This is a genomic window from Mastigocladopsis repens PCC 10914, from assembly GCF_000315565.1.
Taxonomy (GTDB): Bacteria; Cyanobacteriota; Cyanobacteriia; order Cyanobacteriales; family Nostocaceae; genus Mastigocladopsis; species Mastigocladopsis repens.
Window position 1 is genome coordinate 1883687 of record NZ_JH992901.1, and the last position, 17188, is coordinate 1900874.

The window sequence follows — 17188 nt, forward strand, 5'->3', positions numbered from 1 at the left end:
ATTAGTCTTCCCTCAGCAGAGCTAAACTAACACTCGGCACTAAAAAAAGCTCTAGCGACAGCGCAATCTTGTTGAATTTGTGTTTTCAGAGCTTCTAGAGAAGGAAATTTTTGTTCTGGTCGCAAAAAGCTTTCTATCTGCACTACCAGCTTTTTGCCATACAAATCACCAGACCAATCAAGCAGATGGACTTCTACAGATTCATATGTACCGTTTACCGTTGGACGATGACCTATATTCATCACGCCCAAATAAGTATTGTCAGGAGTCTCTAGTGTCTCTCCCAAGGTAAAAATACGAACAGCGTAAACACCATGACGGGGCAAAAACTTGTCTGGTGGTAATTGTAGATTGGCTGTGGGAAAGCCAATAGTTCTGCCCAGTTGTTGACCTTGGATGACAGTACCGATAAGCGTGTATGCACGTCCTAACAGTTGGTTTGCTTTTTGGATGTCGCCACTTTGTAATACTTGCCGGATCAATGAAGTGCTAATGCGAGCTTCCTGGCTCGAAAGGCTAGCTTCACGGCTATCTGTGGATTCATGACATCCACAAGTTTCTAGAGGAACAATGGTAACAGGAATGCCGTACTTGGCGGCGAGTAATTGCAAATCCTCAGCAGTACCACTCCGGTTGGAACCAAAGCAAAAATCTTGCCCGACGCTAATTCGTGCAGCTTGCAGTTGTTCCACCAGAATCTTTTCTACAAACTGTTCAGGAGTTAAAGCAGATAATTCTTTATCAAAGGGCAGTAGTACCAGTTGTTCTACTCCTAGCGATCGCAAGGAATGGATTTTTTCATCCAATGGTGTTAACCAAGTACGGGGTCGCCCAGTAAAAAATTCTTGTGGATGAGGATTAAAGGTGACAACCGTCGAGTAAATGTGTGAGGACGGGGAGGACAAGACAGACAAGGAGGAATTTGCTCTCTCATCTCCCCCCACTCCCTCATGCCCAGCGGGGGGCAATATAGGTTGAATAACTCTTTGATGACCACGATGTACGCCGTCAAATTTGCCAAGAGCAACACAAGTTGGAGTTCGAGCCAATTCGGTCGAAGAAGTAACCCACACAGAACACCCATTTTGAGACAAATTTAGCACGTCGATTCTGGGATTTAAGATTTTTTAAGCTATCAGCCAACCCTAAGGGAAGCCGCCACGAGGACATTTACAACGGAGGACACCTCCGCAGGCAAAAAGCTCCTCATTGCTCAGAACTTCCTGTAAGCTGACTGCTAAAAGCTCCTAATCACCAATCTAATCGAAAATCTAAAGTTGCTCCGACTGCAACCTATAAGCAGAAAATCTACTAACAGGAAAAGATTCTGATAAAGGGACTGGTACAGGAACCTGGAGTACCATTCCTTCTCGTGCCATAATAGCACCAGGAAATTTCTCGGCGGCTTTTTGTCCTATACGATCCAAAAACTCATCGTCGTGGGATGGGTCGTGGTGAAAAATGACCAGAGTTTTGACATTAGCGGCTTTAGCTATCTTCACAGCTTCTTGCCATGTAGAATGCCCCCAACCAATTTTAGGTCTAGTTGGAGAATGATATTCTTCATCAGTGTAGGTACAATCGTAGATGAGAATGTCGGCGTTACGAGCTAACCATAGGACATTTTCATCTAGCCTGTCAGGATAATGCTCGGTATCGGTAATGTAAGCAGCAGCGCCACCACGCCAGTTAACTCTATACCCTATAGCTTCACCTGGATGTTTCAGTAGAGCTGTTTCTACAGTAACGTCATGAATGTGTATTGCTTGCCCCGGTATAACGTCGTAAAAATCTAAATCTGCTTGCATAATCTGCAAGGGCACAGGAAAATTTGGGTGCAGCATCTGGTCATTGAGACGCTGTTCTATGGTGGAACCATCAGGGGCGATCGCACCGTAAATATGAAAGATATTTCCCTTAATAAACCCTGGGGAAAAGAAAGGGAACCCCTGCATATGATCCCAGTGGGAGTGGGTGAAGAAAATATGAGCCTCTGTTGGCATTTTAGCCAACAGAGATTGCCCTAAAACGTGCAGTCCCGTGCCTCCATCAAAAATTAAGCGTTTGCCACCCACTTGCATTTCAACGCAAGGGGTGTTACCGCCATAACGAACGGTGTGTGTTCCCGGACAGGGGATACTGCCGCGAACGCCCCAAAAATGCACAGTAAATTGATTCTCTATCCTATACATGGGTGTTGCTTGCTGATCTGAACGGGCGATCAATACAAAAAAGGATTACTTATTTTGTTAAGTTTATTCTGTCTCACGGCTTTTGGTGGAGGAGGGATTTCTTGGTAAAACAGCATACCTCGTTTAAGGTTGCTTTTGTTTTCATAAATGAAAAATTTCAAGAGGTCAGTCTCATATTTTCCGAAGGTTTGCGTATAGTTTTTCTTCAGTGACGCTTCTACTTTATAACTTATATTTTCCTACAATGCATTGATTGAGCGTGATACAGTTGCCTTCATACAAAAAACACTTTACGGAAACTCAAAGTTCCATTGAGATAATTGATTCAATCCATTTGCATAAGTAAGATTGTATTGCAGTGGCGTTATACTGATGTAGTTTTTACGGATAATATGCACATCTATAGGTATATTTTGAGGTAGGTTTAAACCAACTGGAGGTTCCACATCTTCTAGAACTTCTCCCGTTAACCAGTAGTAAGTTTTACCACGGGGATCGACTCGCTGATCAAAGACATCTACGTAACGCCGTACTCCCTGACGGGTGATAGCAACTCCTGCAATTTCTTCCCATTTAACAGCAGGGATATTTATATTAAGTAACATCAAGTCTGGTAGAGGGTTTTTCGCCAGTTGTCCCACCAAGATTTTGGCAAAGTTGGCAGCAGGTTGAAAATCCTTATTTATATGACTGGTCAGACTCAGCGCTACACTGGGAATGCCTTCAATTAAACCTTCCATTGCTGCAGAGACAGTACCAGAGTAGAGAATTTCAGTTCCTAAATTAGCACCTTGATTAATGCCAGACAGAACTAAATCTGGTGGAGAATCTAACAAAGCCCACAGCGCCAACTTAACACAGTCTGAGGGAGTCCCATCACAAGCCCAAGCTTTGACAGCGGGATCAAAAATCGACTCGACCATTTCGGCGCGAATTGGTTGATGCATCGTTAATCCATGCCCAGTTGCCGAACGCTCCCGATCTGGGCAAACCACAGTGACATCATAACCTGCTTGAGCTAAAGTGTTTGCTAAGGTGCGAATACCTAGAGCAGAAATACCATCATCGTTGCTAATCAGTATTTTCATAAACATTAGTTAGTAGTCAATAGTTAATAGTTAAGAGTTAAGAGCCAACAGTCAAGAGGAGAGGTCACAGTTAAGAAGAACGCAGAACACAGAACACAGTCATCAGAATATCCCCACGGATAGAATCCTCTTGATTTAATAAGGAAAGACTTTCTTGGTCTCCACGGATCAATTCGGGGGCAATAGAGCCAAAACTCAAAACCAGAACTCTTAATTCATGCTCGAAGAGCGCGTTTAATATTCTGACGACTGAGTTCTGACTCCTGAGTTCTTTGTTGGTAAACAATTATCCTCCTTCTGCCTTCCTTGCGAAGCGGCTAAACTGGTAGAAAGAAGTTCGGGTTATACTATTGTCCTTGACAAATCAATGGCATATTACTAGATGTTATTTGTCCAGTAGTCCAAAAGTTTGGGCCCGTGACTAATGACTAATGACTAATGACTAATAACTAATAACTAATGACTAACAGTTTAGAGGCTCAACTTTTAGAACTGCGAGAGCAAGGAGAAAAAGCGATCGCCGCCGCTGATACGCTAGAACGGCTGGAGGAACTTAGAGTCGGCTACCTCGGTAAAAAGGGGCAGCTGGGGGCGCTGTTGCGGAGTATGGGGCAACTAAGTGCAGAGGAACGACCGAAAATTGGGGCGATCGCCAATACAGTCAAAGAAGCCCTGCAAAACAGCCTAGACCAGCAACGCGCAGCCTTGGAAGGCGCGAAAATTCAGGCACAGCTAGAGACTGAAGCTTTGGATGTGACAATGCCAGGAATTTACCGTCCTCAAGGTCGCGTCCATCCCCTCAATAACATCATCGATAAAGCGCTAGATATCTTTGTCGGTTTGGGCTACACCGTAGCTCAAGGTCCAGAGATGGAAACAGATTACTATAACTTCGAGGCTCTGAACACCCCGCCCGACCACCCTGCCCGTGATATGCAGGATACTTTCTACCTACCAGACGGGAATCTGTTGCGAACTCATACCTCTTCGGTACAAATTCGTTACATGGAAACCGAGGAACCACCCATCCGCGTCATTGCGCCAGGGCGAGTTTACCGGAGAGATAACGTAGATGCCACTCACTCAGCGGTTTTCCACCAAATAGAACTTTTAGCAATTGACGAGGGACTGACGTTTACTGACCTTAAAGGCACCATTAAAGTGTTTTTACAAGCAATGTTTGGCGACTTGCCCATTCGCTTCCGCGCGAGTTATTTCCCGTTTACAGAACCTTCCGCTGAAGTTGATTTACAGTGGAATGGGCGCTGGCTGGAAGTGATGGGTTGCGGAATGGTCGATCCAAATGTCCTCAAAGCCGTAGGTTACGATCCAGAAGTTTACACAGGGTTTGCCGCCGGCTTTGGTGTAGAACGCTTCGCAATGGTTTTACACCAAATTGATGATATTCGCCGCCTATATGCTAGTGACCTACGCTTTCTGCGGCAGTTTTAAGAAATTGGAACCGCAGATGAACGCAGATGATGATCTGCGTGCATCTGCGTTCATCTGCGGTAAAAAAAATAAAAAGCTATTTTTGAGAACAATTATCGCAGTGACCACAACGCCAGTTTTTGACTTCTTCCTCAAAACCAAACGCACTCAATAAAAAACCCCAACGACACTGCTTCGTCGTAAGATACTGATTCATCTGCTTCGTAGCGTGCAATTGTGTAACTTGCTCAGTTTTCGCACCCGATACGATAGTGTAATGGAAAGGGTCAAGCCACTGGAGTTGTCCGCTGCTGTGTAGTAGAGAAAGGGCGATCGCACCATCAGGAAATTCTCGCACTACAGAGTTCACTTCCCCTGTTTTGGGCAATTTTTTCAGAACTTGCTGTGCAGATAGTTGTTGCTGCTGCAACTTCTCCTCAAAAAACTTTTGTCTTTGCTTATCCTGTGGATCTAACCACCCGGTAGGTTCACTGATTAACATCAGCGCCTCGGCTGGTTTCCCATCTCGTCCAGCGCGTCCAATTTCTTGCACGTACTCTGAAATTAACAACGATGGGTGAAAATGAACCACCCACCGCACATCTGGCTTATTTATCCCCATCCCAAAAGCACAAGTACAAACGACAAACTGCATTTTTCCACTCAGCCATTGTGCTTCTATAGCGCGGCGTTCCTCTGCACCCAACCCCGCATGGTATGCATCTGTGGCGTAACCCATTTCTTGCAGCCATGCAGCCAAATCTTCGCTGTCTCGTCTTGTCCGAACGTAAACTAACCCAGTTTGTTTTGGCTTATCTTTAAGAAATTTTAATAATTGTTGCTTTCTGCCTGTTGGTGTCCAAGCTATACGCACAAAAGGATTAATATTAGATCGGTAAGGATTGATGCAAAAAACTTCTGGTTGCCGTAGCTGAAGAACTTCTCGAATTTTTTTTTGGGCTAGGGGGTCAGCGGTGGCGGTAAAAGCGGCTAGCGCTATATTTGTTCCCGGTGGTTTTGATTTGAGTAGCGCTGGTCGCACCGTCCCTAATCTTCGATAAGCTGGTCTAAAAGTCTCTCCCCACTGTACCAAACAATGCGCCTCATCGAGTATCAAGCCATTAATTACAAGCTGCGGCTGACACAACCTCTCCCACACGGGTTTGCTGAGGAGAGTTTCTGGAGACAGGTAAAGTAATCTTAGCTGTTGTCGTTCCAACGCTTGCAAAGTTTTACGCCGTTCGTGAGACGGCAACTCACTATGCAAAAGTGCAGCGGGTAAATGACGTTCCCGGAGTTCTTGCACTTGGTTTTCCATCAGCGCCACCAAAGGCGAAATAACGAGCGTTAATCCAGTTTGTAACAGTGCTGGAAGTTGAAAGCAAATCGACTTTCCCCCACCTGTAGGCATAATAATCAGCGTATCTTTTTTTGCCAACAAACTCTGGACGATTTCCCCCTGGGGTGGACGGAAATCTTCATAACCCCAAATTTTTTGAAATGCAGCGCGGACTTCATTCCAAGATGTTGTTGCAGAGTGATTCATGAGCCATAACAGATAGGGGTGATACTGAATATATCCTCTGCTTTTGCGCTACTGGCTCAGTGATTTTATCAGTATTATCGTCCAGCTTTTTTCTTTTCTTTGCGTTCTTTGCGTCCTAGCCTTCAGCACGCCACTTCGTGTCTATGCGGTTTGTTTATTTCAACAGACACGGGTGTACTTGCATACATAATCTGGTAAAGAAATCCCTGTGTTTAAACGCGGGTCAGCAACTGCTTCACCAGCAACCACTTGCAAAGGTAGAACACCTGCCCACACAGGCAAACTATAGTCTTCCTCATCATCCAGTGGTGGACCTGTCCGCACTTTGGCAGATGCTTCAGTTATTGGTAGGGAAAGCACCAAAGTTGCTTGTAATTCCTGACGATTAGGCGATCGCACCTCTGCCCATCTTTCTGGTACAATATGCTCAGTAAAAGCTCGCAGTGCTTCTAGCTTTTCTCCAGCGTCTTGCACTAGGGTAGCTGTACCAAATATCACCACAGAACGATAATTCATAGAGTGGTGAAAAGCTGACCGTGCCAGTACTAAACCATCTAGCAAAGTGACTGTCAAGCAAACTTCAATACCAGTAAGCAGAGAACGCAACATCCGACTTGCTGGCGAACCGTGAATATATAGTCTGTCTTCCACGCGACCGTAAGCAGTTGGAATCACAAACGGCTGATTATCTACAATAAATCCCACATGACAGATCAACCCTTCATCTAAAATCTCAGCGAATACCGTTATGGTGACAGACCAATTCCGGCTTTGCAAGGATTGGATCGCAGCGATTCTGTACTTTATATCGGTACATTTTCAAAAGTTCTGTTTCCTTCGCTACGGATTGGCTATTTGGTACTGCCAAAAAATTTGGTTTCTGCTTTTGCTCGTGCGAAGTGGTTGAGCGATCACCGAAGGTGGGCGCTCTGCGCCATCGCCACTTACCAATTCTAGAACAACAGGTGCTTGCAGACTTTATCGAGGAAGGGCATTTAGAACGTCATATTAGAAAAATGCGATCGCTCTACGATAGGCGTCGTCAGGCTCTTGTAAAGGCGTTAAACGTTCATTTTGGAGAGAAAGCAACAATTTTAGGGGAAAAGGCAGGAATCCATGTGATGGTGAGATTACACACCCCTTTTAGTGATGAAGAGATTATGCAGCGTGCTGCTTTGGTTGGTGTCGGGATGATGTCTGCTGCACCTCATTATCTCAGACCGCATTCTCAAGGTGAGTTTATCTTTGGTTACGGTGAACTGACAGAGCAGCACCTAGTTGAGAGCATTTGTAGGATATCTCAAATCCTCAACAGATGAGTAGAAAGTAGTAGCAGATGGGAGCTAGTTAATATTCAGACGATACGACTCGTTTAAATTCACAAATATGAAGGTTGTAAAAATCATCTGCAATGAGATGCGAACAAGAATGGAATAGATTTCGCAAGAATATGCAAGACTCCAGTAGCTGAGATTACGTAAAATACTCACGCTTCCCAAACATGGAGGATTGTTATGACAAATTCTTCATCAATTTCTAAATAACGCATAAATATCTGAACAGGAAAATTAGGACAGAACTATGCAAAGTAATGACAAAAAAATTGCTTTAGTCACAGGTGCAAACAAAGGACTTGGTTTTGAAATCAGCCGCCAACTAGCAAAACAAGAAATTACCGTGCTGATAGGTGCTCGTGATGAATCTAAAGGCGCTGAAGCGGCAGAGAAATTACAGGCTGAAGGGCTGGATGTGCAATCCATCAAACTTGATGTGACAGATACTTCTACCATTGAAACAGCAGGCAAAAAGATTGAGGAGCGTTTCGGTAAGCTCGATATTTTAGTCAATAATGCAGGTATCATACTTGACTGGGGTGTGAATCCGAGCGACCTTGAGTTAAATGTTTTAAAACAGACATTCGAGACAAATTTATTCGGTGCTTTTGCAGTACTAAAGGCAATGCTACCCCTAATTCGCAAGAGCAATGCAGGTCGCATTGTGAATATGTCGAGTACGCTTGGTTCCCTAACCGACACGCTTGATCCAAACTCACACTATTTCGAGTTTAAAGGGCTGTCATATCAAGCGTCTAAAGCGGCGCTAAATGAAATCACAGCCCAGTTTGCCAAAGAACTGGCTAATACGCCAATTAAAGTTAATTCTGCTTGTCCCGGTTGGGTGCAAACAGACATGGGTAGTGCAGATGCACCAGGAACAGTAGAGGAAGGTGCTGACACTCCTGTGTGACTTGCCACATTGCCAGAAGATGGCCCAACGGGTGGTTTCTTTAATTCTCGCAAGCCAATTCCTTGGTAATTTATTACACAGGTGGGCAGAACCCACCTTTTTTTATGAAGTGAAGGAGGATTTTATGCAAGTTTTGGTCATTGCACGAATCGTTGCAGGTACTGCAAGAGAGAAGATTTTACCTCTTATAAAACCTGAAGCCGCTAAAGTTTGGGAGTACGTTGCAGCGGATCTAGTTCGCACGGTACACTACATTGCTGATCACAGCGGTGCAGTGCTTCTGTTTGAAGCTACAAGTGTGGAAGCGGTGAATGAGGCGATCGCACAGTTGCCAATGGTGCAAGCTGGAGTGTTGCAGTGCGAAGTCCTTCCCCTCGTTCCTTTTACAGGGCTTAAGGAATTGTTTGCTGATTGATACCAGATTTATTGTTAAATATATCTCTTGCAAAAGTCAATTTTTTTGAAAAAAAACCACAGATGGACACAGATGGACACAGATAATTTATCTGCGTTTATCTGCGTGCATCTGCGGTTCCAATTATCCTTAAATGGGAAATGGGATTTTTGCAAGAAATAAATTTAATGAACTACAAAAAACGCACAGAACAAAGAGGAAGAGGTTTACAATGTCTAATAGCAACCCAAAAGTCTGGTTGATTACAGGGAGTTCCACCGGGTTTGGACGCGCTTTAGCAGAAGCCGTCCTCAAGCATGGTGATTCCCTCGTCGCCACAGCCCGCAAGCCTGAACAATTGAACGAGCTTGTCAACCAATACCCAGAAACTGCCAAAGCTGTCCGCCTGAATGTTACCAACCAAACGGAAGTCCAAGCAGCCGTGGATACCGCCATACAAGCTTTTGGACGCATTGATGTCCTTGTCAACAATGCTGGATATGGTTTGATTGGCGCACTGGAGGAAGTCAGCGATGAGCAGATCCGGCGTAATTTTGAGACTAACCTTTTCGGTGCAATCAACATGATACGGACTGTCCTGCCAGTTATGCGCCAACAGAAATCAGGACATATTGTCAATATGTCTGCAATTGCAGGATTTTCTAACGAACTCGGCTTTTCTATCTACGGTGGGGCTAAGTTCGCTCTAGAAGGGGTTTCCGAAGCATTGTATGGTGAAGTTGCACCTCTCGGTATCAAAGTGACAATTGTTGAGCCTGGTCCTTTCCGTACTGATTTTATCGGGCGTTCCCTAGACCGAGCCGAACACAGTATGGATGAATACCAAGAAACCGTCGGCAAGTTCCTCCAGTTTCTTGACAAGATTAATGGAAGCCAACCAGGAGATCCAGACAAAGCTGCACAAGCCCTAATTCAAGTTGTGAATTCCGACAATCCACCACTACGTTTGGTGCTTGGAAAGTATGCTTATAGTAAGTTTCGCAAGAAGATTGAGTCCTTAACTGCTGAGTTAGATGCTTGGGAGCAATTAGCAGCAAGTACTGATTTTGAGACAGCCGGAGCAAGATAATTAATAATAATTAGTAATTCGTAAGGAATAAACCTCTTGTAAAAGTCAATTGCTATGAAAATGAAACCACAGATCAATACAGATAAATTATCTGTGTCCATCGGTGATTCTAAATATTAAATACAGACTTTTGCAAGAAGTCTAATAAGTCATTACGAATTATTAATTATTTACATGTACTTGCTGTTGCTGTTGTTGATTTTGCAAAGCTGCATACAACCTATTCAGTGCATTTACGTAAGCTTGAGCTGATGCCACGATGATATCTGTGTTTGCCGCATGACCGGAAAAGACTCTATCTTCGTACTTGAGACGGATGGTGACTTCCCCAATTGCATCAATACCTGCTGTGACCGATTGCACGGAAAACTCAATCAACTGGTTTGATACGTTAACGACACGGTTGATGGCTTTGTAAACCGCATCCACTGGTCCTGTACCAATCGCTGCATCGATTAATTCTTCTCCTTCTGGAGTACGGAGTGTGACCGTTGCAGTGGGACGGGCGTTACTACCGCAGGAAACTTGTACTAATTCTAAACGGAACAAATCGGGAGCTTGTTGAATTTCATCATTAACAATTGCTTCCAAATCCCAATCAGAAATTTCTTTCTTTTTATCAGCTATTTCTTTGAATCTAACAAATGCTTTATTTAATTCAGTTTCTGTCAGTTCATATCCCAATTCTTTTAAGCGACTACGGAAAGCATTTCTTCCTGAATGTTTGCCCAAGACAATTTGATTTTCTGTCAATCCAATTAATTGGGCATCCATAATTTCATAGGTGAGCTTATTTTTCAGCACACCATCTTGATGAATTCCAGACTCGTGAGCAAAAGCATTCGTGCCGACAATTGCTTTATTGGGCTGCACTAGCATTCCTGTCAAGTTGGAAACTAGGCGGGATGTTTTGTAAATTTGTCTGGTGTCAATATTTGTTAAAGGTTCTTCCGAATCAACTGGCCGTCCTAAGAAGGGGTTAAAATATTGCCGCCGGACATGCAAAGCCATGACCAACTCTTCTAAAGCTGCATTTCCTGCACGTTCACCAATACCATTGATCGTACATTCTAACTGCCTTGCTCCATTTTTCACAGCCTCTAAGAAGTTAGCAACTGCTAAACCTAAATCATCATGTCCGTGAACAGAAATAATTGCTTTATCAATGTTACTAACGTTCTCTTTAATGCCTTTGATAAGCTTCCCAAATTCACTTGGTGTGGTGTAACCCACAGTATCAGGAATATTAACTGTTGTTGCGCCTGCGGCAATAACTCGTTCTAAAACTTGATAGAGAAATTCTGGATCAGAGCGTCCTGCATCTTCAGGAGAAAATTCTACATCATCAGTGAATGTTTTGGCGTAAGCTACCATTTCTTCAGCAATTGCCAAAACCTCTGATTTTGTCTTTTTCAGCTTGTACTTGAGGTGAATATCGCTTGTCGCAATAAAGGTATGAATTCTACTTTTTGCGGCTGGCTTAATTGCTTGGGCTGCTGCTTTAATATCTTCTTGTCGCGCTCTTGCCAAAGAGCAAATAACTGGACCATCTTCTATGCCCACAATTTGGGCAATCTTAGTAACGGCTGCAAAATCTCCAGGGCTAGCAAAAGCAAAACCTGCCTCAATAACATCTACACCCAGACGCGCTAGTTGCTTGGCGATAGTGAGTTTTTCGTCTATATTCAGTGTCGCTCCCGGACTCTGCTCCCCGTCTCGAAGTGTAGTGTCAAAGATAATTACTCTCTGTGATTTGGTATTCATTTGCGGCTTGTTGTTGAGTTTTAACTTGTGACTTAAAATACCTTCTACCTTAGTTTTTTTGCTACTAATTATGTAAATAATTGCTAAGATTACTGAGAATCTACTTTTTCTATTTGATCTCGAATATCATTCAAATCTATATATCTATCAGTAACATTACGTAGTTCTCTGGCTATCATTCCTTCTGTTGATACTACTGTAATATTGGTACTTTTTGACCGTAACAGTTCTATTGCTCTTTCAAAATCTCCATCTCCACTAAATAAAACGACGCGGTCGTACTGATCTACTGTATTAAACATATCTACAACAATTTCTATATCTAAATTAGCTTTTTGCGAGTAACGACCAGATGAATCATCATAATATTCTTTTAATATTTTAGTTCTGACTGTATATCCTAGACTAATTAGAGCATCTCTAAATCCTCTCTGATCCTGTGGGTCTTTTAAGCCAGTGTACCAGAAAGCATTGATTAAGATTGTGTCTGATTGTTCGTGTCTAAAATATTCTAAGACTCTTCGCGGATCAAAGAACCAGCCATTTTTTTGTTGAGCATAGAACATATTGTTTCCGTCTACAAAAATAGACAGACGATTCATCGTAGAACCCATAGTAAAGTTACACCTAATAATATAAAAGAATTTAGATTGAACAATAGATTATAGCAATTATAAAATAATATTTTTGCTAACATCTATAAATTATATTGTCATATATAGCTTTTCTCTAACCTCTGGCATATTAGAAAATTAACTGAAACATTAGAGTAGTAGTTCTCTCCTCCCTCTAGTAGTACTAACTTTTTTCTCTTTTAGCTCGGTCTAATGCCCCCGTGATCAAAATCTACCAATAAAATTGACTAAGTAACACTATTCTTAACTCCGTACCAGTCAAGTTTACTCCTAAAGAGGTATGGAATAGGTCAAGGCTAGGGTCAAGCGATGGTACGGAGCATCCGCCTTCGGCGATGGCGCAGAGCGCCCGCTTCGCGATGGGCAAAGCCCCGCCAAGGGCGATCGCACATTTATAGATTTTGTTATCAACAGTATGATGCAACAGAGCATTCGTAAATGTTGTACAAAGAGCCTTTCCTAGAGTTCCACAAGAATTCTTCAAAGCCGGCTTCGGCGAGCCTACTCTACCCTACTCTACCCTACTCTACCCTACTCTACAAGAAGCCGCCCTACGGGTGTCTACGGGAAGACGTCCTCTGAGGATTTACGCTATTTTGGGAGATATTGCAATACGATTCGTATATTTGACAATTGACATTATTCTCAATAGTTAAGCCAAACAATTGACTTTTCAGCATTCCAAAAGTTGAGGCTTTTGGTTAACCGAACCGTGTTGCGAGCTATTGTGCAAAGTAGCCAGCCCCAGAGAGCGATCAGCTTTTGAAAAAAAGCGTACCTGTTAGGTAAAATAACAGCGCACTTATGGTGGTAGAATCTACTAGCCGCAACCTCTTTGTCCGTGAAATAATAACTATTATGAGTTAAGTAAGTCAGGCAAGAGGTTAGGCAGTGTCTGTTGTTGCGTACCTCCTATGTCCTAGCCTAATCTCCCCTTTGGGAAGCAACCCTCTGGAGGACGCTTCCGTGCTGCGGGAAACTCCGCCCTTGGAAAGCGTCCGTGCTGTCTACGGGTTTGATGACAATAAGAGATTCTACAATTAGACGCTCTCCAAATGATACTTGCAAGATTTTTTATCTGTAGGAAATTGTTCATCCCGTTTACGGGAAACAATGAGCAAATCTAAACTATTGTGAACTCCCACCTAAGAGGAGCCGCCTTCGGTGCATTTACCGCAACAACTACCGCGTACGGGGACAGCTTCACTTACAAACAATTGGGGAGGAATACAGACTAGTTTACAAATGTATAGGATTTTCATTTAAGTCTAATTTCAAGTGTGTAGCACTTAAAGAGTGTGTGAAGAAATAAAGACGTTGTACATAAATTAATCAGCAATACGATATGGCAGAAGAATCTACATCTACATTAACCAAAAAAAACGTCTCTGCTGCCAATCGACTGTCAAAGAACTCTACAAAAGTAACTTTGACGGGATCGGCACGTCGGTCAAAACTATTGGCTCGCTTGGGTCATCTCCTCGCTGGTGTTTCAGTAGTGAGTGCAGCACTGTTGGCTACTTCTAGTGTGAACTTGGCTAAATTTATGGAAAATCAAGCCCAAAGCACATTTTATCTACTACGCGGACCAGTAGCTCCTCCAAAAGACATCGTGATTTTGGCAATAGACGAACAGTCGATATCAGTTGGCGAGCAGTACTATAAAACAGATCCAAAAGAGTATGCCTATTTGGAACCACTGCAAGCTTTTCCCTTTAAACGTGCTGCATATGCCCAGGTTATTGAGAAGCTGATCAAGGCAGGGGCACGTTCTGTGGCTTTGGATATAGTTTTTGATACACCAAGTAGTTATGGAGTTGAAGATGATCAAAAGTTGCGCCATTCATTGCAACGCTATGGCAGCCAAGTGACCCTAGCTGCGCTCTATGAAGATTTTGAGACACATCAAGGCGTTTTTCTACAATTGACCCAGCCTCAGCAGATGTTTCGTACTGGATCTGTAGCAATTGGTTCTGTCAATTTTCCCCTAGAGGTGGATGGCAGGATTCACAACCTGGCTGGTGAGTTTTCCAAGGTTATAGGTGAAGAAGATGCTTTAACGGTGAAGATGCTTTCTTTTGATGAAGCAGCTTTGAGAGCAGCCCAAGTGAATTATCCACCACCAAAAGGCGATCGCATACATTTTTACGGAGCAGCAGGGACATTTGAGCAAATTCCCTTTTGGTACGTTCTCGACCCAGAAAACTGGAACAACTATTTGGAGCAGGGAAAGTTTTTCAAAGACAAAATTGTGCTGATTGGTGCAACAGCTAAGTCAGATCAGGGAGATGATTATCATCCAGTAGCCTCTATGAGCAGCTGGTTGCATTCAGAGCGAATGTCAGGGGTGGAAATTCACGCCAACGCGATCGCAACTTTAATGCAAGATAAAGCAATCGCGCAAGCAATTCCAAGTCCACAAGGGCGCGGTTTATTTGTGCTTTGCTTAGTGAGTGGATGTGCGCTGATAGTTGCCTCAAAAAAAAGAGGTATGACTAGGTTGTTCTTTAGTATCGCCCTTGCTATGACTTGGGGAGGAATCAGCTATCTCACCTTTGTCTCCGGTTTGCTCATCTTACCTACTGCTATACCTGTGGTGGCGATCGCCACTATCGGACTCTGTTATCTGGGAACAGAAGTGGCTAGGGAGATTATCAGAAAAAGCCAGTTGCTGGATATTTTTCAAAAATATTCCTCTCACCGTGTTGTCCAAGAAATTCTCAGCCAGCAGGATGACCTGAAAGACTTGCTACAGCAACGGGAGATGGCAATATCAGGAAAAATTTTGGATGGGCGCTATAAAATTGTTAAAGTTCTCGGTGCAGGTGGATTCAGCGAAACTTATATTGCTGAAGATACCAAACTTCCAGGCAATCCTTTGTGTGTTGTCAAGCAACTAAAACCAGCCAACACGAAACCAGACCAGTTAGCGGTTGCCAGACGTTTATTTAGTTCAGAAGCTCAAACGCTCCAAAAACTCGGAATTCACAAACAGATACCACAGCTTTTAGCTTCTTTTGAAGAGGAAGAAGAATTTTATTTAGTTCAAGAATATATAGTTGGTCATGCTCTAAGCCTGGAAATGCCTCCAGATAAACAGCTCACTGAAACAGCAGTCATTGAGATTTTACGTGACTTATTGCAAACATTAGTATTTGTCCATAATAATAGCGTCATTCATCGAGACATCAAACCCAGCAATATCATACGACGAAGTTCAGACAGCAAGCTGGTACTGATTGACTTTGGAGCTGTTAAAGAAGTCACTACACAGGTGCTTGACAATTTAGAGCAAACTGCCTTCACTATTGGGATTGGGACTAGGGGTTATGCACCAAGCGAACAGTGCTACGGACGTCCACAATATAGTAGTGATATCTATGCGGTCGGTATGATTGGCATAAAAGCTTTGACAGGCATGGCACCCCACGAAATAGAAAGAGATGCTAATGGAGAGTTGAAATGGATTGACAAGGCAGACGTGAGCCACTCTTTATCAAAGATTCTTAGTAAAATGGTGCGGGAAGACTTCCAAGAACGTTACCAATCTGCATCTGCTGCTCTTGAGGCGCTGCAAGAGTTAGCTGGTTCTGACAATACACAAACTTTGCTGGAGGATGACTCATCACTCCAGATTTCTTTAGAAGAGTCGGACATTCCCACCACACCTTGGACAGGAATATCTGAAAACACTGCACACTCAACTTCTTCCACATCTATAGAACCCATTTGAGATCTTTGAGGTGAAGAAGTAAAATCGGCACAAACAGTGGAATAGAATCAGGTCAGGGCGAAAAATGGGATATTCAAGCGACGTGACAGACTTGGAATGGGAAATTATCGAGCCGTTATTGCCGACCAAGAAGAAAACAAGACCTCCTGTGTGGACAAAGAGGCAAATATTGAACGGGATATTTTATCAACTTAAGAATGGTTGCAACTGGGCAGACTTACCCAGAGATTTGCCGCCCTATTCTACTGTGTTCTGGCATTACAAGCAGTGGTGTGAAGATGGCATCCTGGACTCAATTATGGCTAATTTACATCAGGGAGTGCGTGAACAAGTAAAAAAAAACCACACTGGACAACCCTGATCCTGATTGATTCACAAGCGGTCAAAAATACTTGTAATGCCAGTGTTGAGTCGAAAGGGTTTTGTTTTTACAAAGCAACCAACGGGATTAAAAGACATCTAGCAGTGGATATATTGGGTTTCCCTTTCTTCACTCACTGCACCACCGCCAACGTATCTGATGACCAGGGGTTGATTGAAATGCTCTCACAAAATATCGATTATTTCCAATCTAAACCACTGGAATTGCCCAAAACAACTATCTTGGTAGATCATGGCTATCATCCTGAAAAAATTATCCCGGCCTTAGAGCAAATTTATCCCCAGATCATGACCAAAATCCAATTTGAACTCTCTGCCAAGCCATCAAAAGCTGAAAAGCAAGCCAAAGGACAATCCGGATTTGTTCCGGTGGCTGCTAGATGGGTGATAGAGAGATCCAATGCTTGGGTAGAGCGATGTAAAAGTTTAGTCAAAAACTTTGACCGCACACTCGCTCGTGCCAATGCCAAGCTCAAACTTTGTTTTATCCGATTGATGCTCAAACGATTAGCTGCTAGCTAGCAAAAAGATCTCAAATGGGTTCTATACTGCCATCTCATTATAAAAATTTAATAAAAGACCGCAAGGATTTCCCTCCCTCAACCAAGTAGGGCGAGGTCGTTGAAAATAAAAAATGCGGAGAATACTTAATTCCCCGCGTTTTTTTGTTTCTAAATAAAAGTGACC

15 protein-coding genes and 1 pseudogene are annotated in these 17188 nt (G+C 43.2%); 8 read left to right on the forward strand and 8 right to left on the reverse strand.

The features are described from left to right. Positions 1–26: 26 nt before the first annotated feature. The 3 genes from MAS10914_RS0110470 to surE all read right to left on the reverse strand — a co-directional run bounded on the left by MAS10914_RS0110470 (position 27) and on the right by surE (position 3280). Positions 27–1103: a bifunctional riboflavin kinase/FAD synthetase gene (locus tag MAS10914_RS0110470; RefSeq protein ID WP_017315886.1), complete on the reverse strand. Its 1077-nt coding sequence runs from the start codon at positions 1101–1103 to the stop codon at positions 27–29. Positions 1104–1271: 168 nt separating this feature from the next. Next, the gene (locus MAS10914_RS0110475) at positions 1272–2192 is read right to left on the reverse strand and encodes an MBL fold metallo-hydrolase (protein WP_017315887.1); all 921 of its coding nucleotides are present in this window, start codon (positions 2190–2192) and stop codon (positions 1272–1274) included. A 290-nt stretch (positions 2193–2482) separates the two neighbouring features. Next, on the reverse strand, positions 2483–3280 hold the full coding sequence (surE, locus tag MAS10914_RS0110480) for a 5'/3'-nucleotidase SurE (protein ID WP_017315888.1): 798 nt from the start codon (positions 3278–3280) through the stop codon (positions 2483–2485). Positions 3281–3739: 459 nt separating this feature from the next. Between surE and pheS the strand changes: the two genes are divergently transcribed. Continuing rightward, a complete protein-coding gene (gene pheS / locus MAS10914_RS0110485; RefSeq protein WP_017315889.1) occupies positions 3740–4732 on the forward strand; it encodes a phenylalanine--tRNA ligase subunit alpha in 993 nt (330 codons plus the stop codon). Between the two features lie 76 nt (positions 4733–4808). Here pheS and MAS10914_RS0110490 read toward each other — a convergent pair whose 3' ends face one another. Both MAS10914_RS0110490 and MAS10914_RS0110495 read right to left on the reverse strand, forming a co-directional pair. After that, positions 4809–6257, reverse strand: a complete 1449-nt coding sequence (locus tag MAS10914_RS0110490; protein WP_017315890.1) for a RecQ family ATP-dependent DNA helicase — start codon at positions 6255–6257, stop codon at positions 4809–4811. A 159-nt stretch (positions 6258–6416) separates the two neighbouring features. Next, entirely contained in the window at positions 6417–7034 is a 618-nt protein-coding gene (locus MAS10914_RS0110495; RefSeq protein ID WP_017315891.1) for a pyridoxamine 5'-phosphate oxidase family protein, read from the reverse strand. On the opposite strand from MAS10914_RS0110495, the pseudogene MAS10914_RS31540 reads away from it, so the two are divergent. From MAS10914_RS31540 to MAS10914_RS0110515, 4 genes and pseudogenes are all read left to right on the forward strand, one after another. Then, positions 6993–7576, forward strand: a pseudogene (locus MAS10914_RS31540) (aminotransferase class I/II-fold pyridoxal phosphate-dependent enzyme); the annotation flags it as partial. The gene MAS10914_RS0110495 and the pseudogene MAS10914_RS31540 sit on opposite strands and share 42 nt — an antisense overlap. A gap of 262 nt (positions 7577–7838) precedes the next feature. Then, positions 7839–8504, forward strand: a complete 666-nt coding sequence (locus MAS10914_RS31545; protein ID WP_017315893.1) for an SDR family oxidoreductase — start codon at positions 7839–7841, stop codon at positions 8502–8504. 124 nt (positions 8505–8628) lie between these two features. Next, on the forward strand, positions 8629–8919 hold the full coding sequence (locus MAS10914_RS0110510) for a hypothetical protein (protein ID WP_026082467.1): 291 nt from the start codon (positions 8629–8631) through the stop codon (positions 8917–8919). Positions 8920–9130: 211 nt separating this feature from the next. After that, positions 9131–9988: an oxidoreductase gene (locus tag MAS10914_RS0110515; RefSeq protein ID WP_017315895.1), complete on the forward strand. Its 858-nt coding sequence runs from the start codon at positions 9131–9133 to the stop codon at positions 9986–9988. 162 nt (positions 9989–10150) lie between these two features. Here MAS10914_RS0110515 and MAS10914_RS0110520 read toward each other — a convergent pair whose 3' ends face one another. The 3 genes from MAS10914_RS0110520 to MAS10914_RS34065 all read right to left on the reverse strand — a co-directional run bounded on the left by MAS10914_RS0110520 (position 10151) and on the right by MAS10914_RS34065 (position 12871). Then, positions 10151–11752, reverse strand: coding sequence for a 2-isopropylmalate synthase (locus MAS10914_RS0110520; protein WP_017315896.1), 1602 nt, complete (start codon positions 11750–11752; stop codon positions 10151–10153). 89 nt (positions 11753–11841) lie between these two features. Further along, entirely contained in the window at positions 11842–12366 is a 525-nt protein-coding gene (locus MAS10914_RS0110525; protein WP_017315897.1) for a LabA-like NYN domain-containing protein, read from the reverse strand. Positions 12367–12598: 232 nt separating this feature from the next. Then, positions 12599–12871 (reverse strand): hypothetical protein, encoded by a 273-nt coding sequence (locus MAS10914_RS34065; RefSeq protein WP_156818127.1) that lies wholly within the window; start codon positions 12869–12871, stop codon positions 12599–12601. Between the two features lie 861 nt (positions 12872–13732). On the opposite strand from MAS10914_RS34065, the gene MAS10914_RS0110530 reads away from it, so the two are divergent. The 3 genes from MAS10914_RS0110530 (at position 13733) to MAS10914_RS0110540 (ending at position 17023) form a co-directional block, all read left to right on the forward strand. Further along, the gene (locus tag MAS10914_RS0110530; RefSeq protein ID WP_017315898.1) at positions 13733–16120 is read left to right on the forward strand and encodes a serine/threonine-protein kinase; all 2388 of its coding nucleotides are present in this window, start codon (positions 13733–13735) and stop codon (positions 16118–16120) included. 64 nt (positions 16121–16184) lie between these two features. Continuing rightward, complete coding sequence (locus tag MAS10914_RS0110535; protein WP_017314682.1) at positions 16185–16481, forward strand: transposase; 297 nt, start codon at positions 16185–16187, stop codon at positions 16479–16481. Positions 16482–16486: 5 nt separating this feature from the next. Next, positions 16487–17023, forward strand: a complete 537-nt coding sequence (locus MAS10914_RS0110540) for a transposase (RefSeq protein WP_232224257.1) — start codon at positions 16487–16489, stop codon at positions 17021–17023. Positions 17024–17188 lie beyond the last annotated feature (165 nt).